17 protein-coding genes are annotated in these 20,314 nt (G+C 65.6%); 8 read left to right on the forward strand and 9 right to left on the reverse strand.

Annotated elements, in window-relative coordinates; translation table 11 throughout:
- Positions 1–19: 19 nt before the first annotated feature.
- Genes AUL36_RS00680 through AUL36_RS00690 form a run of 3 tightly spaced genes read right to left on the reverse strand, consistent with a single transcriptional unit; the run spans position 20 to position 2,522 of the window.
- Positions 20–616 carry a hypothetical protein gene (locus tag AUL36_RS00680; protein ID WP_062216897.1) on the reverse strand — a complete coding sequence of 199 codons (597 nt, stop codon included), beginning with the start codon at positions 614–616 and terminating at the stop codon, positions 20–22.
- Positions 613–1,086: a hypothetical protein gene (locus AUL36_RS00685; RefSeq protein ID WP_058600667.1), complete on the reverse strand. Its 474-nt coding sequence runs from the start codon at positions 1,084–1,086 to the stop codon at positions 613–615. The genes AUL36_RS00680 and AUL36_RS00685 overlap by 4 nt, the downstream gene beginning before the upstream one ends.
- Before the next feature lie 50 nt (positions 1,087–1,136).
- Positions 1,137–2,522, reverse strand: coding sequence for a chromosome partitioning protein ParA (locus tag AUL36_RS00690; protein ID WP_153003757.1), 1,386 nt, complete (start codon positions 2,520–2,522; stop codon positions 1,137–1,139).
- 413 nt (positions 2,523–2,935) lie between these two features.
- Here AUL36_RS00690 and AUL36_RS00695 point away from each other — a divergent pair, with 413 nt between their 5' ends.
- Both AUL36_RS00695 and AUL36_RS00700 read left to right on the forward strand, forming a co-directional pair.
- A complete protein-coding gene (locus tag AUL36_RS00695; RefSeq protein ID WP_153003758.1) occupies positions 2,936–3,442 on the forward strand; it encodes a BA14K family protein in 507 nt (168 codons plus the stop codon).
- A 132-nt stretch (positions 3,443–3,574) separates the two neighbouring features.
- Positions 3,575–4,054, forward strand: a complete 480-nt coding sequence (locus tag AUL36_RS00700; RefSeq protein WP_062216900.1) for a BA14K family protein — start codon at positions 3,575–3,577, stop codon at positions 4,052–4,054.
- A 59-nt stretch (positions 4,055–4,113) separates the two neighbouring features.
- On the opposite strand, the gene AUL36_RS00705 is transcribed toward AUL36_RS00700, so the two are convergent.
- Positions 4,114–5,943 carry an aminopeptidase P family protein gene (locus tag AUL36_RS00705; RefSeq protein ID WP_062216903.1) on the reverse strand — a complete coding sequence of 610 codons (1,830 nt, stop codon included), beginning with the start codon at positions 5,941–5,943 and terminating at the stop codon, positions 4,114–4,116.
- A 266-nt stretch (positions 5,944–6,209) separates the two neighbouring features.
- Here AUL36_RS00705 and AUL36_RS00710 point away from each other — a divergent pair, with 266 nt between their 5' ends.
- Together AUL36_RS00710 and AUL36_RS00715 are read left to right on the forward strand one after the other, a co-directional pair.
- Positions 6,210–8,006 (forward strand): acyl-CoA dehydrogenase C-terminal domain-containing protein, encoded by a 1,797-nt coding sequence (locus AUL36_RS00710; protein ID WP_062216906.1) that lies wholly within the window; start codon positions 6,210–6,212, stop codon positions 8,004–8,006.
- 30 nt (positions 8,007–8,036) lie between these two features.
- Positions 8,037–9,245: an acetyl-CoA C-acetyltransferase gene (locus AUL36_RS00715; protein WP_062216909.1), complete on the forward strand. Its 1,209-nt coding sequence runs from the start codon at positions 8,037–8,039 to the stop codon at positions 9,243–9,245.
- 48 nt (positions 9,246–9,293) lie between these two features.
- Here the strand turns inward: AUL36_RS00715 and AUL36_RS00720 are convergent, their stop codons facing one another.
- Positions 9,294–10,082 carry an EAL domain-containing protein gene (locus AUL36_RS00720; RefSeq protein WP_062216912.1) on the reverse strand — a complete coding sequence of 263 codons (789 nt, stop codon included), beginning with the start codon at positions 10,080–10,082 and terminating at the stop codon, positions 9,294–9,296.
- 144 nt (positions 10,083–10,226) lie between these two features.
- On the opposite strand from AUL36_RS00720, the gene AUL36_RS00725 reads away from it, so the two are divergent.
- Complete coding sequence (locus AUL36_RS00725) at positions 10,227–12,428, forward strand: FAD-dependent oxidoreductase (protein ID WP_062216915.1); 2,202 nt, start codon at positions 10,227–10,229, stop codon at positions 12,426–12,428.
- A gap of 61 nt (positions 12,429–12,489) precedes the next feature.
- On the opposite strand, the gene AUL36_RS00730 is transcribed toward AUL36_RS00725, so the two are convergent.
- Positions 12,490–13,518: a YihY/virulence factor BrkB family protein gene (locus tag AUL36_RS00730; protein WP_062216917.1), complete on the reverse strand. Its 1,029-nt coding sequence runs from the start codon at positions 13,516–13,518 to the stop codon at positions 12,490–12,492.
- A 263-nt stretch (positions 13,519–13,781) separates the two neighbouring features.
- Here AUL36_RS00730 and AUL36_RS00735 point away from each other — a divergent pair, with 263 nt between their 5' ends.
- Both AUL36_RS00735 and AUL36_RS00740 read left to right on the forward strand, forming a co-directional pair.
- Positions 13,782–14,426: a S24 family peptidase gene (locus AUL36_RS00735; protein ID WP_058600677.1), complete on the forward strand. Its 645-nt coding sequence runs from the start codon at positions 13,782–13,784 to the stop codon at positions 14,424–14,426.
- Between the two features lie 70 nt (positions 14,427–14,496).
- Positions 14,497–15,285, forward strand: a complete 789-nt coding sequence (locus tag AUL36_RS00740; protein ID WP_156418212.1) for a thermonuclease family protein — start codon at positions 14,497–14,499, stop codon at positions 15,283–15,285.
- A 37-nt stretch (positions 15,286–15,322) separates the two neighbouring features.
- Here the strand turns inward: AUL36_RS00740 and AUL36_RS00745 are convergent, their stop codons facing one another.
- Positions 15,323–16,984, reverse strand: coding sequence for a lysine--tRNA ligase (locus tag AUL36_RS00745; RefSeq protein ID WP_244496992.1), 1,662 nt, complete (start codon positions 16,982–16,984; stop codon positions 15,323–15,325).
- Positions 16,985–17,087: 103 nt separating this feature from the next.
- The gene (locus tag AUL36_RS00750; protein ID WP_244493406.1) at positions 17,088–17,855 is read right to left on the reverse strand and encodes a transporter substrate-binding domain-containing protein; all 768 of its coding nucleotides are present in this window, start codon (positions 17,853–17,855) and stop codon (positions 17,088–17,090) included.
- Positions 17,856–18,049: 194 nt separating this feature from the next.
- Between AUL36_RS00750 and AUL36_RS00755 the strand changes: the two genes are divergently transcribed.
- On the forward strand, positions 18,050–20,050 hold the full coding sequence (locus tag AUL36_RS00755; protein WP_192843756.1) for a glycosyltransferase family 2 protein: 2,001 nt from the start codon (positions 18,050–18,052) through the stop codon (positions 20,048–20,050).
- On the opposite strand, the gene AUL36_RS00760 is transcribed toward AUL36_RS00755, so the two are convergent.
- Entirely contained in the window at positions 20,023–20,268 is a 246-nt protein-coding gene (locus AUL36_RS00760) for a DUF2188 domain-containing protein (RefSeq protein ID WP_058600681.1), read from the reverse strand. The genes AUL36_RS00755 and AUL36_RS00760 overlap by 28 nt on opposite strands.
- Between the last annotated feature and the right edge of the window lie 46 nt (positions 20,269–20,314).

Below are 20,314 nucleotides of genomic sequence, written 5' to 3' on the forward strand. Positions count from 1 at the left end.
GTTCAAAACGACGGTAGGATCAGGACACGCCAGCCATCAGCTCATGGACGCGGCGCAGATAGGCTTCCGCCTGTCGGGCGCGGGCCTCGGCCTCTTCGGCGCGCTGCTCCGCGCGCTTGGCGCGAACGCTCGTTTCCCACTCGTTGTATTCGGAATTGCGCAAGGCGACTTCCGCGCCGGCCAGCTTCTCGTCGGCCGCCTTCAAGCGCTCTTCGAGAACCTGAATCTGGGCCTGGGCGCGCTGGTGCTCCTCGGCCGCGCGATCGGCCAGGGCGCGGTTCTGCTTCTCCAATTGGGCGAAGCGCTTTTCGTAGCTGCGGATCGTGCCCGCTGCCTGCTCCACCATGGAAAGAGTCTGTGTCCAGTCCCCGCCCGGCGCATCGACCGGCATGGTTCCGGTCATCGGCTCGATCAATTCGCCCGAAGACGCGACCGCGACCGCGCTGCCTTCATTAGCCGGCGCGGGGATTTCGCCCTCGCGCAGCGGCAGCGGCTCGGCGCCGCGGAACATGGCACTGAGCTCTTCGGCCGTGGTGTCGAACAGGGCCGAGGGCGCGTCCGGCTGGGCCACGTCGATCTCGATTTCGCCGGCCAACTCGTTGCGGATCGCGCTCATTCTTCGTCCCCTTCACGATTGCTGAGGAAAGCGGCGCGCAGATCGGCCTCGACCTGCGCATCGCTGTCCGATCCCATGACCTTGCTGAAGCTGCCGATGATGGCATCGTGCATCTTCGCCAACCAGGCTTCGGCCTCGCTGGCGCGGGCCTCGGCGCGCCGCGCGCGGGCCTCGGACTCGGCCAGCCGGACTTCGGTCTCGTCCAGCTGCTCCTGGAGCGCGCGGATTTCCTCGCTCGCGCGCTCGGCGTCCAGCCGGTGCTCGATTTCCATCTCGGTCGCGCGTTCGTCGCGAATGCGAATGGCTTCGCTGGCTTCGCGCACGAGATCGAGCGCGGCCGACCAGTCGCGCTTGGGCTCCGCGCCGGCCGAAACCAGCGAGAAATTCGGCTCGCCGGTTCGCTCGTCCGCCGCGTCGGCCAGACTCTGGCGAAGGCTGAAGCCGATCTCCTCGTTCCCTCTGATGGTCATCCCTGCGTTTCCCCTCGTCCCTTACCGCATTTCGAAACGCCCGGAGGCGTTCAGTCGTTCTTGTCCAACGCCGAGAAGGGCCGCACGTTCGAACTCTTTCCTTCTCGCGGCGGCTCCGGCGGCAGTTCTCCCCCCAACTCACCATGCCGGCTTCTCGTGGCGCGCTTAAGGCTTTCGTTCTGGCGTTGCAGGGCCGAGCGGCTTTCCCGCGCGATATCGAGCGCGCCTTGAGCGAGTGTGCGTTCGGCGCGCTCGTTCTGCAACTCTTCGATCAGGCGACGGTTAGCGACCTCGAGTGCCATGCGCTCCTGCTCGAAGCGCAGCGTCAGCGTTTCCACGCGATCCGACAGGTTGGCGGCGCGCGAATTGGCGCTTTCCAGCGCCGCATCCTTGGCGGCCAGCGCCTTCACCAGCATGTCGCAGCGCGCTTCCATTTCGTTGCGGCCTTTGTCGGCCTCCTGCAGAAGCGTCGCCAGACGACCATTGTCCCCGCGCAGGCTTTCGACGCGGCGCTCCTGCGTCGTGCGTTCGGCCGAGGCTTCCTTCACGGCGCGGTCGGCCGAGCGAACCGTTTCCTCGCGTTCGCGCAACTGGTTGCGCACCTGCGCCAGGATCTGGTCGGTCGCGGCGAGACGCGCGTTCAACGTCTCGATCTTCATGGTGGAATTGGCGCGCTCGGTCTTCAGCGCGCCGAGATCGACCTCGTGCTGCGCGACGGCCCGCTGGCGCGCGGCCTGCTCCGAGACGAGTTGGGCTTCCAGCATCGAGATCGACTGGAGGTTCTGGTCGATCTGCTGTTCCAGCTCGTTGAGCCGGCCGGACAGGGACACGAGTTCGGCGGACTGCTCCTCCGCCAGATTCTGGAGACGGCGGTTCTCGCCATCCAGAATCTGCCGGCGCTCCTCCGTGTCGGAGAGCATCCGCTCGGCTTCGTTCAGAGCCTGCTCGGAAATCTGCGCTTCGGCGCGCAGCGTCTTCACTTCGAGGGACAGCGACTGGTTCTGCTCGACCTCGGCCAGAAGCTGGCGCTCCAGCGCGTTGGCATGGGAGGTGCGCTCGCGCAGCGACAGGCGCTGCTCGTCCAGCATCGTCTCGTTTTCGCGCAGCGTCGCTTCCAGGCGGCCGATCCGCGCGGTGGTGGAGGTCAGGTCCGCCATGGCCTGCGAATGGCGGCCGAGCAGATCGTCCACCTCGCGGCGCAGCGACTGGTTGGCGTCCATCTCCTGCGCCAGGAGGGCGTCGAGTTCGAGAACGCGCGCCTTAGCGTGCGACAATTCGCCGGCGATGGTCTCGACAGGTTCGATCAGTTCGGCGAAATCGTCGGTCAGCGTGCGCAGGTCGCCCAGGCGTTCGGCCATCTCGCCGATGCGCACACGCAGCATCTCGTTGCGCTGGCCGATTCCGTCGAGCGGCGGCATCGAAGGCTGAACGGGCATGCGCTGCTCCACAGGAGGCGCCCTCCTGGGCTGCTGCGGTTGCTGCTGAAACGTCGGTTCCACGGCCTCGCTCTCAGGGGCACCCGGCCGCAGCGGGCCGCGCCGGAAGAGAAAGGTCAAAGGTGACGTCATGGAACGGGACCCCGAAGGCAACGGCTTCTGATCGTGTCTTGCCGCCGATGGCGCGGCGGCGCAATTGGATTAGGAAACCGGTAACAACTTTTTCTTAATTTGTCGTTTTTTGATCTCACCGCCGCGAGTTGACACGAGTTCAAGCGCCGGCGCTCCCCCGCGTTGGCGCGGGCGAATTCACGACAATATGATCGACTGACTTCATAACCGGCGGTCGTTCAGGAACCGTTCAGGCGAAAAGCTGTTCCTTGAGCAAATTCATTGCTTTGCCGGAGTGAACCATGCGTATCGTAAGAATGCTAGGTGGCAAGGTGCTGGCTGCGGCCATCGCGCTGACCATGCTCCCCGCCGCCGTGCCGGCCCAAGTTCCTCTCGTTGGCGTTTCCACCGCCAAGGCCGATCCCTATTGGGGCGGTTATGGTCGCCATCATTACCGGGGCGGACCGGGCTACTACGGCGGCCCCCGCTATTACGGCGGGCAGGGATATTACGGCGGTCCCCGTTATTACGAGGGCGGCCCGCGCTATTATCGCCACCGTCACAACAATGGCGGCGCGGCCATCGCGGGGGCGATCCTGGGCCTCGGCGTCGGCGCAGCTATCGCGAGCGCCAACCAGCCGCGTTATGTTGCCCCACGTTATGCGGCGCCCCGCTACGCCGCGCCGGCTTATGGCCCGCGCCCGTGGAGCCGCGACTGGTATCGCTATTGCTCGTCCCGCTACCGCTCCTTCGATCCGGGCTCCGGCACGTTCCAGCCCTATAACGGCCCGCGCCAATTCTGCCGCTGACACCAGCCTGTCCATCTCTTGCACGGCCGCATCCCTCGATGCGGCCGTTTCCGTTTGGAGCGGGAACCTGGCGGAGCCACGGCGCATTTCTCCAGCGACAGTTTGGCGCAAGCTTTGCACGGAAGGCAGCGAATGTTCGGCTCGAAGGGAATGAACGCGGCGTGTCTGGCGCTTGGGCTCTGGGCCTTCGCCCCATCGGTGGCGTCTGCAGGAGAGTTCGTCGGGATCGATCCCTATAATCGTCCCGTCTATGCGCGGGATGCACAATACCCCATCGTTCCGAGCATTGTCACCGGACCCTATTATCGCAAGACGGTCGGCCAGTTCGGTGGGCCGGGCGTCGCGGGGCCGCTCTACTACGCCACCCCCGCCCCGCCGGTTCCCGGCTTCTATCGCCCCGATCCGCTTGTGCAGGCGGGCGCGGTTCTCGGCTTCGATCAGAACGCAGCGCTTGCCAAGGCCGAATATGGCCCGCAGCCGAACGCGGCCAGCAGCCGCCCTGCCCCCTTCAGCGGCGCTTGGTATCGCTATTGCGAGACGCGCTATCGCAGCTTCGACCGCGAGAGCGGCACGTTCCAGCCCAACAACGGGCCACGTCGCCTGTGCCGATAAGGCAGTCATTCAACGCAAGGCAGCCGAAGCACTAGCGCTACGGCTGCCTTGTTGTCGGATCAGACAGGCAAGGGACGCGTCGCCAGTTCCAGCCAGCGGCGATCCTCCTCGTCATCAAGCTGCGGTGCGATGCGGGCCGCGACCTCGGCGTGATAGGCGTTGAGCCAATCGATTTCAGCTTCGCTCAAGAGCGAGCGAACCACGAGACGGCGATCGATCGGCGCGAAGGTCAGCGTCTCGAACCCATGCATGGGCAGATCGCCACCCTCGATCTCGGCCGCCTCCAGCGTCAGAAGCAGGTTCTCGATGCGAATGCCGAAAGCGCCCTCGCGATAATAGCCCGGCTCGTTCGAGACGATCATGCCCGGCTCCAGAACCGCCACGCCGCGCTTCGAGATGGATTGCGGCCCCTCATGCACGGCCAGGAACGAGCCGATGCCGTGGCCCGTGCCATGGGCATAGTCGCAGCCCGCCTTCCACAGCGCGATACGCGCCAGCGGATCGAGGTCCATGCCCCGCGTGCCCTTGGGAAAGCGCGCGGTGGAAATCGCGATCATGCCTTTGAGAACCAGCGTGAACTTCTGGCGCGCCTCGTCCGGCACCACGCCGATGGCGACCGTGCGGGTGATGTCGGTCGTGCCATCCTGATATTGCGCACCGGAATCGATCAGAAAAATCTCGCCATCGCCCAGCGTCCGGTTCGAGTCCCGATTGACGCGGTAATGCGGCAGGGCGGCGTTCGGGCCGGAGGCCGAGATCGTGTCGAACGAGAGATCGCGCAGCGGCATTCCATCGGCCTCGCCGAAGCGCGTGCGGATCGCCTCCAGCTTCTGCGCGGCGTCGATCTCGGTGATCGAGCCGGCCGGCTGGCGATCGAGCCAGGACAGGAACGAGGCGATAGCCGCCCCGTCGCGCAAATGGGCACGGCGCGAGCCCTCGATCTCGACCGCGTTCTTGCGCGCGCGCGGCAGGCGCGCCGGGTCTTCCTTCTCGATCACGCGGCCACCAACCTTGGTGACGATGCGCGACAGACGATCGGCGGCAAGAGCCGGATCGAGCATTACGGCCTTCTCGTCCGCAAAACGGGCGAGTGCGCCTTCGAGCTGGTCGGGCGCTTCGAGATCGGCAAGGCCGGAGAGATAGGCGCTCGCCTCCCCGTCCAGCTTATCCGCGTCGATAAAGAGGGTCGGCCGCCCGTCCGCCGGGATTAGGGCGAAGGAGAGCGGCAAGGGCGTGTGCGAAACGTCACCGCCGCGAATATTGAACACCCAGGCGACCGAGGAGGGATCGGTCAGCACCGTGGCATCGGCCCCGGCCTTGCGCAGCCCCTCGCGGATCGTCTCCAGCTTTTCGGCGCTCTCCAGACCGGAATAGGCGACCGGCTGCAGCGTGACGCGCCCCTTGGGCGGCAACGGGCGATCCTGCCAGATGCGATCGACCGGATTGTGCGGCAGAAGAACCAGAGCGCCGCCGGCCTCTTCCATCGCCTTTTCCAGCGACTTCACCTCAGCCAATGTATGCAGCCAAGGGTCGATACCGATGCGCAGGCCCTTGGCCTTGTCCTTCAGATAGGCCGCGAGCGGCGTCTCCACCGAGCTTTCGGGCGCAAAGACGGAAGCGTCGATCTGCACGCGCACCTGCACGGTGTAGCGTCCGTCCACGAAGACGGCCGCGCTCGCAGGCAGAACCAGCGCGACGCCGGCCGAGCCTGTGAAGCCCGTGATCCAGCGCAGCCGGTCGGAGGATGGCGGGATATATTCGCCCTGATGCTCGTCGGCTCGCGGGATGACGAACCCATCGACGCCCGCTTCGCGGAGCGCCGCGCGCAGGCGCTCGACCCGCGAAGCCGTTTGCGAAGCGTCGGACCTGTCGTCGAAATCCTGGAACATGGGCGTTTGTCCTCGAACGGGCGGGCTTCCTGTCGGCGTGGGTGCCCCACGCCCTGTCGCCCCGTGTGTTCCAAATCCGCAGGCTCCGCTCAAGCGAAAAGAGCGCAGATGGAGGTGCGAGCGAGGCGCTTGCTCAAAGCGGGGCGCTTGCGAGAGCGAGGTGCTTGTCGGGGCAAGACGCTTGCGCGCTCACGCCAAGCTGGCTATGTTCATACTTACGTTTACGCAAACGTCAAATATCGCCATATCCGGGGAGGAGAATTGCGATGCCGGTCTATCACGCGCCCGTGGCCGATACGCTGTTCGTCATGAACGATGTCTTGGGGTTGGAGCGCTACAACAATCTGCCGGCCTTCGCGGAGGTCTCCCCCGATGTGCTGGAGGCGGTGCTGGGTGAGGCCGGGCGCTTTGCCGAGGACGTGTTCTTTCCCTTGAACCAGTCGGGCGACCGCGAGGGCTGCCACCGCGCGGAGGACGGCTCCGTCACCACGCCCAAGGGCTACCGCGAGGCCTATGCGCGCTTTCGCGAAGCGGGCTGGGGCGGGCTTTCGGCGGAAGCGGCCTATGGCGGACAGGGCCTGCCGCATACGCTGGCGGCCGCCGTCAACGAGTTTCTCTCGTCGGCCAACATGGCCTTCGCCATGTATCCCGGCCTGACGCGTGGCGCCATCGCCGCGCTCCAGCTGCATGGCACGGACGAACAGAAGCAGCTCTACCTGCCCAAGATGGTGGACGGCATCTGGACTGGGACGATGAACCTGACGGAGCCCCATTGCGGCACCGATCTGGGGCTTCTGCGCACCAAGGCCGTGCCGGAGGGTGACGGATCCTATCGCATCACCGGGCAGAAGATCTTCATCTCGGCCGGCGAGCATGATCTCTCCGACAATATCATCCATCTCGTGCTCGCCCGCATCGAGGGCTCGCCCGAAGGCGTGAAGGGCATTTCGCTGTTCGTCGTGCCGAAGTTCCTGCCGGATGCTTCGGGCGAGGCCGGCGCGCGCAACTCTCTCTCCTGCGGCTCGATCGAGGAGAAGATGGGCATTCACGCCAATGCCACCTGCGTCATGAACTATGACGGAGCGACGGGCTGGCTCGTCGGCGAGGCCGACAAGGGCCTGCGCGCCATGTTCACGATGATGAACGAGGCGCGGCTCGGCGTCGGCGTGCAGGGTCTCGCCATCTCCGAAATCGCCTATCAGAACGCGGTCGCCTATGCCCGCGAGCGCATCCAGGGCCGCTCGCTGTCCGGCACCAAGGCGCCCGACAAAAAAGCCGATCCGATCATCGTGCATCCCGATGTCAGGCGGATGCTCATGACCATCCGCGCGATCAACGAGGCCGGCCGCGCGCTGATCCTCTGGACCGCCCTGAAAGGCGATCTGTTCCACCTCTCGGACAATGCCAAGGAGCGCGAGGCGGCCGACGACTGGATGGGCCTGATGACGCCTGTCATCAAGGGCGTTCTCACCGACAAGGGCTTCGACAACACGGTGATGGCGCAGCAGGTCTTCGGCGGCCATGGCTATATCGCCGAATGGGGCATGGAGCAGTATGTGCGCGACGCGCGCATCGCCCAGATCTACGAGGGCGCCAACGGCATCCAGGCGCTCGACCTCGTCGGCCGCAAGCTGGCTTTGAACAATGGCCGCGCCATCCAGGCTTTCTTCGCCGAGGTCGGGGCCTTCTGCGAGGCGCACCGCGCCGACGAGCGCATGGCGCCTTTCACCAAGGGCCTCAAGAAAGGGCTGAACGATCTGCAGGCGGCCACGCTCTGGCTCATGGGCAATGCCATGACCAAGCCCGACAATGCGGGCGCAGCCTCGACTGACTATATGCATCTCTTCGGGCTCGTGGCCCTCGGCTACATGTGGGGCCAGATGGCCAAGGCCGCGAACAACAAACTCGCCGGCGGAGAGACGAGCGACACGGCTTTTCTCGAGGCCAAGCTTGCGACGGGCCGCTTCTTCATGGACCGTATCATGCCGGAATCGGCCGCCCATCTTGCCCGCATCTCTTCGGGCTCGACCTCGACCATGGCGCTCGACGCCGCCAGCTTCTGAACCATCTTCCGCGATCGGAAAGAGCCCGACATGTCTGAAGCCTATATCTACGATCATGTTCGCACGCCGCGCGGCCGGGGCAAGAAAGACGGCTCGCTGCACGAGGTGCCGGCCGTGCGCCTTGCCGCCCGCGTTCTGGAGTCGCTGCGCGATCGCAACGGGCTCGACACGGCCAAGGTGGACGACATCATCTTCGGCTGCGTCGATCCGGTGGGCGAAGCCGGCTCGGTGATCCCCAAGGCCGCCGCCTTCGAGGCGGGCTATGATTTCGCCGCGCCCGGCATGCAGATTTCGCGCTTCTGCGCCTCGGGTCTCGACGCGGTCAATTTCGGCGCGTCCAAGATCGCCTTCGGTTCGGACGACATCGTGATCGCGGGCGGCGTCGAGTCCATGTCGCGCGTCGGCATGGGCATGTCGGGCGGCGCCTGGATCATGGACCCGTCCGTCGGCATCCCCGCCTATTTCATGCCGCAGGGCATCTCGGCCGATCTGATCGCCACCAAATACGGCTTCAGCCGGGACGACGTGGATGCCTATGCCGTGGAATCGCAGCGCCGCGCGGCGCAAGCCTGGGCCGATGGGCGCTTCGCCAAGTCCGTCATCCCCGTGCGCGATCAGAACGGACTCGTGATCCTCGATCGCGACGAGCATATGCGCCCGTCCACCGACATGCAGTCGCTGGGCAGCCTCAACGCCTCCTTCGCCGCGCATGGCGAAATGGGCGGGTATGACGCGGTCGCCATTCAGGCCCATCCCGAACTCGAAAGCGTCGATCATGTCCACCATGCCGGCAATTCGTCGGGCATCGTGGACGGGGCGGGCGCGGTGCTTCTGGGCTCCAAACGCGCGGGCGAAACGCTTGGGCTGAAGCCCCGCGCGCGCATCCGCACCTTCGCCAATATCGGCTCCGACCCCGCCTTGATGCTGACCGGGCCGGTGGACGTGACGAAGAAGCTCCTAGAGCGCTCCGGCATGGCGCTCTCCGACATCGATCTGTTCGAGTTGAACGAGGCCTTCGCGGCGGTCGTTCTGCGCTATTGCCAGGCCTTCGAGATCGATCCGGCAATCATGAACGTGAATGGCGGGGCCATCGCCATGGGTCATCCGCTCGGCGCGACGGGCGCGATGATTCTGGGCACGGTGCTGGACGAGCTGGAGCGTCAGGACAAGCAGACCGCGCTCGTCACGCTCTGCATCGGCGCGGGCATGGGCACGGCCACCGTCATCGAGCGCGTGTGAGGCAAGGAGGCCATGGGCTCCCCTCGCCTTCCACCGACAGGCAAGTTCTCAGCAGACCTGCACGCCGAGTTGTGCGGCCATGTCATGGGCGCTGCGCAGGTTGAGCTGGGGCAGCGCTTCAAAGGCGGGGCGGGCGAAGTAATAGCCCTGGAAGAGATGGATGCCGGCCGTCTGGAGAATGGTGAACTCGGCCTCCGTCTCCACGCCCTCGGCCAGAACCTCGATGTCAAGGGCGCGCGCGGCAGCGGCGATGGTGGCCACGACCACCTGCCGGGGGTAGCTCGTATCGATGCCGCGCAGAAGCTTCATGTCGAGCTTGATCAGGTCCGGCTGGAAATCGACCAGAAGCCCGAGCCCTGCATAGCCGGCGCCGAAATCGTCCAGCGCGGTCACGAAGCCCTGCCGGCGATATTCGGCGAGGATGCGCTGGAGATGGCCGGTATCGACGATCTCCTCGCTCTCGGTGAACTCGAACATCAGCGCGTTCAGCGGGAAGGCGTGGCGATGGGCGGCCAGAAGCGTGGCGCGCAGGCAGGCAGCGGGCTCGTAGACAGCATTGGGCAGGAAGTTGATCGACAGGCGAAGGTTCTCGCCTCGAGGAAACAAGCGGGCCGCCAGTTCGATCGCCTTGGTACGGCAGAGTTGGTCGAAGCGATATTTCTGTGTGTCGTTGACCTGGGACAGGATGCTGTAGGCTCCCTCGCCCGCAAGGCCCCGGATCAGCGCCTCATAGCCCCAGACGCGCGACTCGCGCACGTCGAAGATCGGTTGAAAAGCCATCGAGAAGTCGAAGTCCAGCGCTTCGCCCGAACGGCATCCCTCGCATCCGCCGCTCATTCGACGTCCCTTTACTGCTCGCTTCACGGCGACAACTTAACTGTCGGCCTCTTAGCAAAGTCTGAAGTTGTGCCGGCTTGCGCTTAGCCGGCCCCCAAAATTAAATCACCGTTTGTCTTGAATCATCCTTTTCGGGAAGCTGGTATGACCTACAAGAACTTCTCCCTCGGCCCGAACGAAGACGGTCTCGTCACCGTCACCTGGGACATGCCGGATCGCTCGATGAACGTCTTCACCGAAGAGGTGTTGGGCGAGATCGAGGCCATGGCGGACGCCTTCGCCAGTGATGAAAGCGTGAAGGGCGTCGTCCTCACCTCCGGCAAGGCGGGCTCCTTCACCGGTGGCGCCGATCTCAAGATGCTGCGCGGCATGTTCGATACGTTCGAGGCCAAGCGTGCCGAAGATAAGCAGGCCGCCGTCGCGGAACTCTTCCAGCGCTGCGGCGAGATGGGGCGCATCTGGCGCAAGCTGGAAACCTCCGGCAAGCCCTATGTCGCGGCGATCAACGGCACCTGCATGGGCGGCGGCTTCGAACTGGCCCTCGCCTGCCATGGCCGCGTCGCCGCCGACAGCGCCAAGATGGGCCTGCCGGAAGTCAAGGTCGGCATCTTCCCCGGTGCCGGCGGCACGCAGCGCGTGCCTCGCCTCACCGACACCCAGTCTGCCCTCCAGATGCTGCTCAAGGGCGAAACGCTATCGGCCGCCAAGGCCAAGTCGATGAAGCTGATCGACGAGGTCGTGCCGGCCGATCAGCTGGTCGAAAAGGCCAAGGAGATGCTGCGCGCCGGGCTGAAGCCGGTGAAGGCGTGGGACGAGAAGGGCTTCAAGCTGCCCTCCGGCGCCGTCTACTCTCCAGCGGGCGCACAGGTCTGGCCGGCCGTCGCATCGCTCTATCGCAAAGAAACCGCCGACAATTACCCCGGCGCGCGCGCCATCGTGAAATGCGTCTATGAAGGCCTGCTCCTGCCTATCGATCAGGCGCTCAAGGTCGAGCAGCGCTATTTCGCGGAAGTGCTCCAGACCACCGAAGCGGCGATGATGATCCGCTCGCTCTTCGTCTCCATGCAGGCGCTGAACAAGGGCGCGCGTCGCCCGGCCGGCGTGCCCGATCGCACGCCCCAGCGCGTCGGCATTCTGGGCGCCGGCTTCATGGGCGCGGGCATCGCCTATGTCGCGGCGAAAGCCGGGCTCGATGTGGTGCTGATCGACAGGGATCAGGCCGCCGCCGACAAGGGCAAGGCCCATTCCGCCTCGCTGATGGACGGCCTCGTCAAGAAGGGCCGCGCCAAGCCGGCCGAGGCCGAAGCGGTTCTCTCGCGCATCAACGCAACGCCCGACTATGCGGCGCTGGCGGACGCCGATCTCGTGATCGAAGCGGTGTTCGAGGATCGCGCGGTCAAGGGCGAGGTGACGCGCAAGGCCGCCGAGGCCATGAAACCCGACGCGATCTTCGCCTCCAACACCTCCACCCTGCCCATCACCAGCCTCGCCGACGCCTTCCCTGAGGCGACACGTTTCATCGGCATCCATTTCTTCTCGCCGGTCGACAAGATGATGCTGACCGAGATCATTCTCGGCAAGGAAACGGGCGACGAGGCCCTGGCGACGGCGCTCGACTTCGTGCGCGCCATCAAGAAGACTCCCATCGTCGTCAACGACACGCGCGGCTTCTTCGCCAATCGCTGCGTCCTGCGCTACATGACGGAAGCCTACGACATGCTGGTGGAAGGCGTGCCGCCGGCCATGATCGAGAATGCCGCGAAATTCGCCGGGATGCCGGTCGGCCCGCTGGCGCTGAACGACGAGACCGCCGTCGATCTCAGCCATCGCATCATGAAGGCGACCATGCGCGACGAGGGCGAAGATGCCATCGACCCGCGCCATTTCCAGCTGATCGACGCGATGGTGACCGAAGACGGCCGCCTCGGCCGCAAGGCGGGCAAGGGCTTCTACGACTACCCGGAAAAGCCCGCCAAGAAGCATCTCTGGGCCGGACTGAAAGAGAAGTTCCCGCAGCAGGCCCCGGATGCGGTGGACTTCGCCGAACTCAAGCAGCGCTTCCTCGTGACCATGGCGCTGGAAGCGGCCCGCACCATGGAAGAAGGCGTCGTGACCGACCCGCGCGAAGCCGATGTCGGCTCGATTCTGGGCTTCGGCTACGCGCCTTACACGGGCGGCACCATCTCCTATATCGACGGGATGGGCGTGAAGGCCTTCGTGGCGCTGTGCGAGAAGCTCGAAGCCAAGCATGGCGAGCGCTTCCGCCCGACGCCGCTTCTGCGGGAGATGGCCGAGCGAGGCGAAAGCTTCTATTCCCGCTTCGGCGGCGAGGCTCAGGCCGCCTGATCCACCAGAAAAGGGCGGCTCGCATCGGGCCGCCCCATTCCTTATCGAAACAGGCGGGAAATCATCCCGCGCGCTTTTCGCGCGCGAGGCTGCGGCCGATCGTATCGGCCACCCGCGCACCGCGCGCACCGAGCGGCTTTTCGGGTTCGTCCGTCGTGTCGATCGCGGTCTGATGTTCCATCTCGGCGTTGATCTCCGCGCCGATGATGAAGATGGTCGAAGACAGCCAGACCCACATCATGAAGCCGACCACCGCGCCGAGGGAGCCATAGGTCGCGCCGTAATTGGCGAAGTTCTGAAGATACCAGGAGAAGCCCATGGAGGCGGCCAGCCAGATGGCGGCGGTGAGCGTCGCACCGAAGAAGACCCATTTCCAGCGCGCCCGCGCCCGGCTCGGCCCATAGCGATAGACCATGCTGATGCCGCCGACCGCGAGGGCAAAGACGATCGGCCAGCGCGCGGCGGCCACGAGTTCGTCGGTCAAGCTTTCCGCGCCGATTAGGTTCATGATGATCGGCACCACGCCGACCGAGACGAACATGACGATGCCGATGAAGACCGCGCCCATGGTGAACAGAAAGGCGACCGCATTGAGCTTCAGGAAGGAGCGCATTTCCTGCTCGCCATAGGCGACGTTCATCGCCTCGAACAGAGTCTTCACGCCATTGTTGGCGCTCCACAGCGAGAACAGAAGGCCCGAAACGAAGCCGATCGAGAGCGAGGCGGGATCGCGCGTCACGAGATATTCGAGCTGCGAGGTGAGGATTTCGGTGCCCGCGCGCGGCAGGAACTGGCCGATATAGGCGATATGATCGGCAATGGTCTTGGGATCCGCCACGATGCCGTAGAAGGACACGAAGACAGCCAGCGCGGGAAACAGCGCGAGCAGGAGATAGAAGGTCGCGCCCGCCGCGATCAGCATCACCCGATCCTCGAAGAACGAGTACCAGAGCCGCCAGGAAATGTCCTTCCAGCCCTTCCAGGGAATGCCGAGCGGTCCGCTCGCGTCGCGCCCGCGCCCCGGCTCGCTGGCGCGGTGGCGTGTTTCCTCGCTTGTGTTGGGTGCAAAGCGCAAACCCGGCGCAGGCATTGTCGTCTCCCCGAAGCGCGGGCCTGACTTGCACCCGCCAACTCCCTAAAATGCCACATTTCGCCGGGCGGTTCCCGACAAGCCTGTGGGAAACTCGTGTCCGATGGATTGCGACGATCCGCGCGCAAAGCGCGTGGAAAAGCCCGCATACCATCACTTCTAGGTCTCGACACGCTCCACCGCGCCCCGTAAAGAAGGGAAATCTCAAGGATAATATTCCTTGCTTCCTTTCTCCAGCCGCACCGACCTTCGGGACGATCCGCATGTTTTCCCACGAGCGCATCTGGACGGCGATCGACCTTCTGGCCGCCAAGTACAAGCTGACCGCCTCGGGCCTCGCCCGCAAGGCCGGGCTCGACCCCACGACTTTCAACCGCTCCAAGCGCTTTGCCAGCGACGGACGGCCGCGCTGGCCCTCGACGGAATCGATCTCGAAGATCATCGAGGCGACGGGCGTATCCTTTTCCGAGTTCTCGGCCTTTCTCGGCAGCGGCCTGTCGCCCGCGAGCGTGCCGGTGCGCGCGCCGCTGTCGGTTCCGCTGCTCGGCTTTGCGGAAGCGGGCGTCGGCGGCTTCTTCGACGATGCGGGCTTTCCGGTCGGCCAAGGCTGGGACGAGATCGAACTGCCGGGCCAGGACGGAACGCTCTACGCGCTGGAAGTGTCGGGCCAGTCGATGATGCCGCTCTACCGGGAGGGCGATGTGGTGATTGTCTCGCCCACCGCCTCCGTTCGCCGGGGCGACCGCGTCGTCGCCAAGACGCGGGATGGCGAAGTCATGGTCAAGATCCTGCAAAGGCGCACGGCCAAGACGGTGGAACTCGCCTCCGTGAACCCGGACTTCCCCGACCGTCAGTTCGCCGCCGCCGACATCGAATGGATCGCGCGCATTCTCTGGGCCAGCCAGTAAGCGGGACCTTGCTTATTCCAAACGGGTGAAGGCACGCTAATTGAGGTCTTCGGCAAACCGGGGAATGGCCATGCAATCCTTTCGAATCGCGCTGGGGCTTTGCGCGCTTCTTCTGGCTTGGGTGCTGCTTCTGCCCAACCATGCGCTGGGTCCGGTGAAACGGCGGGAGGACATCGCGGACATTCGGCCCGTCGCGCCCGTAACGAAGATCAGCGAGACGACGTCAGCCCACGAAGGCACGCCTGAAAGCATAGTCGGCCCGGTCCGAACGATCGGCCCCGTCGCGGTCGAACTGTCCGGCCCGCTCCAGCGCCTGCCGGCGGTCACATCCGGCGCGGCCGAGCCCGTGGTTGCCGAGGTGCCGGCAGCGGCTTCCGCGCCAGATGCGGTGGCGGAGGGAGAAACCGCAGCCGCCGAAGCCGGCGCTACGCCGGTTGCCGAGCAGAAAGCCGAAGCCGACACGGAGGGAACGCGTCGCTACCCCTTCCCCATCGCGATCGACAGCGGCACGATCCGCTCCGGCGAAAACACGATCCATATTGCCGGGGTCGAGCCCATCGCGCCGGACGCGCGCTGCGCCGACGGACCGCGATCATGGCCCTGCGGCGTCCGGGCTCGCACGGAGTTCCGTGCCTGGCTGCGGGGTCGCACGCTCTCCTGCGACCCCGCCGAGGCCACATCTCCCGAGGCTCCCACCGCCTGCCGGCTGGGAGAAGAGGATGTGGGCGAATGGCTGGTGCGCAATGGCTGGGCGAATGCCGAGCCTGGCAGCCGCTATGCCACCAGCGCCGATCAGGCGCGCAAGGCGGGTCGCGGCATCTGGCAGTTCGAGATCACGCAGCAGGGCGCCTTGCAGTAACCGGCGCGCGCCCAAGCGACCGCGCCGGCAACCCCCTTCAGGCGAGCGGCTGAAGCCGGCCTTCCAGCGCCTCGCGGATCAGCTTGCGCGTTTCCTCAATGCCGTACAGCGCGACGAAGGAGCCGAAGCGCGGCCCGCGCTCCTGGCCGATCAGGATCTGATAGAGCGCCGAGAACCATTCGAGCGAAACGCCGGGGCCGCCGTCGGGGCCTTTCTTCTTGGCGTCCTGATAGCGCTCGATGGGGCGAGCGACGTCGAGCACCGCGTCCTGGATCGCGCCGGCATCGGCGTCGGGCGCCAGCGCCGCCAGCTTCTGCTCCAGCGTTTCGAGAGCGGCGCGCTCCACCCCATCCGGTGCGCGGAAGCGCTTGGTCGGCCGCACGAAATCCTCGAAATAGCGCAGCGCATAGGTCACGAGCCGGTCGAGCTCAGGGTCGGTCTCGGCGGTGACGCCCGGCGCATAGCGCGAGATGAAGCCCCAAAGGGTCTTCGCGTCCGATGCGTTGGAGGCCGAGACGAGGTTCAGAAGCAGCGCGAAGGGCACCGCGATCCCCTTCACCGGAGGCTCGCCCGCGTGAATATGGAAGACCGGGTTCTGAAGGCGGGACTTCGCGTCCTGCCGATCGAAGGCGCTGGCGAAGGCGTAGTAATCCTCCACCGCCTTCGGGATCACGTCGAAATGCAGGCGCTTGGCCGCGCGCGGCTTGTTGAACATGTAGAGCCCAAGGCTCTCAGGCGAAGCATAGGTCAGCCATTCCTCGATCGACAGGCCATTGCCCTTGGACTTGGAAATCTTGGCGCCTTCGGCGTCGAGGAAGAGTTCGTAGACGAAATGCTCAGGCGCTTCGCCGCCCAGGATTTCGCAGATCTTGTCATAGACGCCGGCATTGGTCTGGTGATCCTTGCCGAACATCTCGAAATCGACGCCGAGCGCGGCCCAGCGCATGCCGAAATCCGGCTTCCACTGAAGCTTCACCGCGCCGCCGGTCACCGGCAGGGTCGTCTCGCTGCCATCCTCGTCGAGGAAGGTGACGGTGCCCGCCTTGGCATCGACATGCTTCATCGGCACATAGAGCACCCGGCCGGTCTTGGGCGAGATCGGAAGGAACGGGCTGTAGGTCGCCTGACGCTCAGTCCCGAGCGTCGGCAGCATCACGCCCATGATGTCCTCATAGCGCTCGGCCGCGCGCAGCAGGACCTCATCGAAACGGCCCGAACGATAGTAATCCGTCGCGCTCGCGAACTCGTATTCGAAGCCGAACGTATCGAGAAAGCGGCGGAGCATGGCATTGTTGTGCTCGGCAAAGCTTTCGCCCTCGCCCCCGAACGGGTTCGGCACGTCGGTCAGCGGCTTCTGGAGATAGGGCTCCAGCGCGGCGCGGTCGGGCACGTTTTCCGGGATCTTGCGCATCCCGTCCATGTCGTCGGAGAAGCAGATGAGGCGCGTCGGCACCGCGTCGTCGGTCAGGACGCGGAAGGCGTTGCGCACCATGGTCGTGCGCGCCACTTCGCCGAACGTGCCGATATGAGGCAGACCCGAGGGACCGTAGCCCGTCTCGAACAGGGCCTCCGTCTTGCCCGTGCGCTCCAGGCGCTTCACGATCTTGCGCGCTTCCTCGAAGGGCCAGGCATTGGAGGTCAGGCCCTCCGTACGAATCGTGGCGTCGTGGAAGACGGAAGGCCGCGCGGCGTCGGACATTCGCTCAAGTTCCTTGGGGCTGGTGGGCGGCGCGTCCCGCGCGCCCGGCGTCTCGTGAGGTTCGGTCTATGGGGTGGCCGGGCGCTTCGTCAACAAAGAGGCATCAGAAGGCGCTGATCGGGAAGTAGCGCAGCAGGAGTTCGGACAGGCCGCCCTCCCTTACGATGCGCCCGATGGCATAGTCGAAGGCCGCGGCCAGTTGAGGGTCGTCGGCGCGCACGGCGATCGCCAGACCTTCGCCCAGAAACCGATCGGACAGATAGGGGCCACCCAGAAATTCGCAGCACCCCGCCGCGGCTTCGCTGCCGAGCCAGAAGGACAACGCCACGCCGTCTCCGAACAGTGCCTTCACGCGGCCCGCACGCAGAGCCTCCTGCGCCTTCTCCGCCGATTCGAACGGGACGGCGCGGGCCTTCGGGAAGAAGGATTGCAGCATAGCCGCATGAGCGCCGTTCGCCACGACGCCGACCTCCACATCCGGCAATCCGAGAGCCAGGGGGCCGCCGAGGTCCGAGCCCTTGGGAACCGCAAGCCGCGCAGGGTAGCGGAAGAAGGGCTGAGTGAAGGCGAAGCGCGCGCGATTGTCGGCCGTGATGGCGAGGCCGGCGATCACCGCGTCTCCCTCCCCCGATTCCAGCGCGCCGGCCAGATCGGCAAAGGGACGCGCCTCGATCTGGCAGATCGCGGTGACGTTCAGTTCCTCACAGATGGCGCGGGCGAGATCGACATGGAAGCCGGCGAGTTGCCCTCGGCCATCCAGGAAGTTGAACGGGGGATAATCGACCGAGGTGAGGAATCGGATGCGCGTGCGGGCGGAGAGATCGGGCTCAGGCGCGCGCTGCGCCTGGTCGTGGAAGTTCGGCGTCTGCACGACTTGCGCCCATACCGGCGTTGCCATGCCAAAAGATGCAACCAGAAGAACGCATAGCCGGCGCAGAAAAGCGGGCACTCTCCCGCAGGTTGGTTTCCTCGCGCGCATCATTGCGAAACCATGGGATGGTGTCCTTGTGGGGTTGGCGCGTGTCGGTTGTAGGGTCCGTGGATCGGGATCGTATCGAGTTCCAGATGCGCCGACCCTTCTTCTATGGCGCATCCGGGGGCCTCGGCAAGCCGCGTGGTGTGATCCTCGACGAGGCGGGAGAGGACGCCTCGCAGCAGGATCTCCAGAGGCAGCTGCTCGCTGCATTCCTCGCTCACGCCGGAATCGACGCCCCAACCTTCGAGGCCGCCGCCCTCGCCGCGCGCCGGGTCGGATCAAGCATCGAGGAAGAGCTCGTCGCCCGCCGCACTCTGACGGCGGCGCAACTCGCCGAAGCGCTGTCGCGCACACTCGGCATTCCGGTGGAGCCGATTGAGCCCGGCGTTACCGTGCTACGCGACGCGCATGGCGCATGGCTCAGCGGACCACGCCATCTTAAAGGCTGCGGCTCGGGCTTCGAAGCGCGCTTCCACATCTGCCCAGCTTTGGACGGGCTTGGCTCCCTGGCCCGCAGCATCGCTGCGCTGGGGGCCGACCGCGCGCGGCTGCGCATTACGACGCGCAGCGACATGGCGCGAGCGCGGGCCGAGTTCACGCAGAAGGAGCGATCCGACCGCGCCCGTCTCAGCCTCTCGGCCGACCAGCGCCGCCTGTCCGCGCGGGAGGTGATGACAGGCGCGCAGGCGGCAGTCCTGACGCTTCTCCTCATAGGCTTTGGTCTCGCCTGGGCCACTCTCCCTTGGTTCTGGTTCGGCACGCATCTTCTGTGCAGCCTCTGCGCGCTGGTGCTGACGACCTTCCGCATCGCCGTTCTGTCCGAGACGCTGCCGCTGGACATGCGAAGCGAGGAGCGTGCCGCGCCGGTGGCTCCGCGCCTGTCGCAGGACGAGACCCTGCCGCTCTATTCGGTGCTGGTCGCGCTGCACCGGGAGGCCGCCATGGCACCGTCCGTCGTGCGCGCCATGGCCGCCCTCGACTGGCCGCGCTCGCGTCTGGAAGTGTTCTTCGTCTGCGAGGCGTCGGACCCCGAGACGGTTCACGCCGTCGAGCGCGCCATCGAGAACGAACCGAATTTCTTCGTGATCGCGACGCCGCGCAGCGATCCCCTGACCAAACCCAAGGCGCTGAACTTCACCCTCCCCCTCGCGCAGGGAGAATTCCTCGTGCTTTACGACGCCGAGGATCGCCCCGCGCCCCAGCAGCTGCGCGCTGCCTTCGAGAGCTTTCGCCGAAGCTCCGATGATCTCGCCTGTCTCCAGGCGCCGCTTTCGATCCGCAATGCGGGAGAAGGCTGGTTCGAGACCTTGTTTGCCATGGAATACGACGTCCTGTTCAAGGCGACGCTGCCTTGGCTGGCCGCCCACGATCTGCCGCTGCCGCTCGGCGGCACGTCCAACCATTTCCGGCGCGAGGTTCTTCTGGAACTCGGCGGTTGGGACAGTCACAATGTCGCGGAAGACGCCGATCTCGGCATCAGGCTCGCCCGCGCGGGCTATCGCACCGGCATCATCCATGCGCCGACTTCGGAGTCCGCGACCTCCTGCTGGCGCGACTGGCGCAACCAGCGCACCCGCTGGATCAAGGGCTGGATCCAGACGTGGCTGGTCCATATGCGCGAGCCCCGCCGTCTGCTGCGCGAGATCGGCTGGCGCAATCTCCTGGCCTTCCAGCTCGTGTTCGGCGGCATGATCGCCTCGAGCCTTCTGCATCTCGTCTTCGGGTTGCACCTGACGAGCGCGGTCGTCACCGTCGCCATGGGCGGGGATTTTCCCCTCAGCTTCGGCACGCTGGTGTTTCTGGACGTCAGCAACCTGCTTCTGGCCTATGCCGCCTTCGGTGCCCTTGCCCATCGCGTCACGCCCCGCGCGCAGCGCCATCATCTCTCGCAGCTCTGGTCGCTCTGGTTCTACTGGGCGATGGTGAGCTTTGCCGGGATGCGGGCCATCGTGCAGCTCGTGCGAGCGCCCCATCGCTGGGAGAAGACGCCGCACCAGCCTTTTTCGATGCAGGGTAAGACCGAACCGGGTCCGGTCATACCGCATATCCTCGACAACCCGTCTCAGTCGGCGTCGACCACTTCGGCGTGAGGCCGATCGTCGCCGCGCGCGACCTCCTCGTGCCAAGCGCCTTCGCGGTCCTGATAGACGATGCCTTCCGTTTCGCCCGCCAGTTCCTGACGCGCAGAAGCGTCGCGCGCGGCGGCCAGCGCAGCGTCATGCGAGCGGAACGTTTCCGAGAATACATCGCCCACCTTGTAGGCCCAGCCGCCATCGTGCTCGACCACTTCATAGCGAATGTTTGACATCAGGCCTTCTCCTTCCATCGTCGAGCCAGCGAGCGGTGGATGCGTC

This window comes from Aureimonas sp. D3, assembly GCF_001463805.1.
Taxonomy (GTDB): domain Bacteria; phylum Pseudomonadota; class Alphaproteobacteria; order Rhizobiales; family Rhizobiaceae; genus Aureimonas; species Aureimonas ureilytica_A.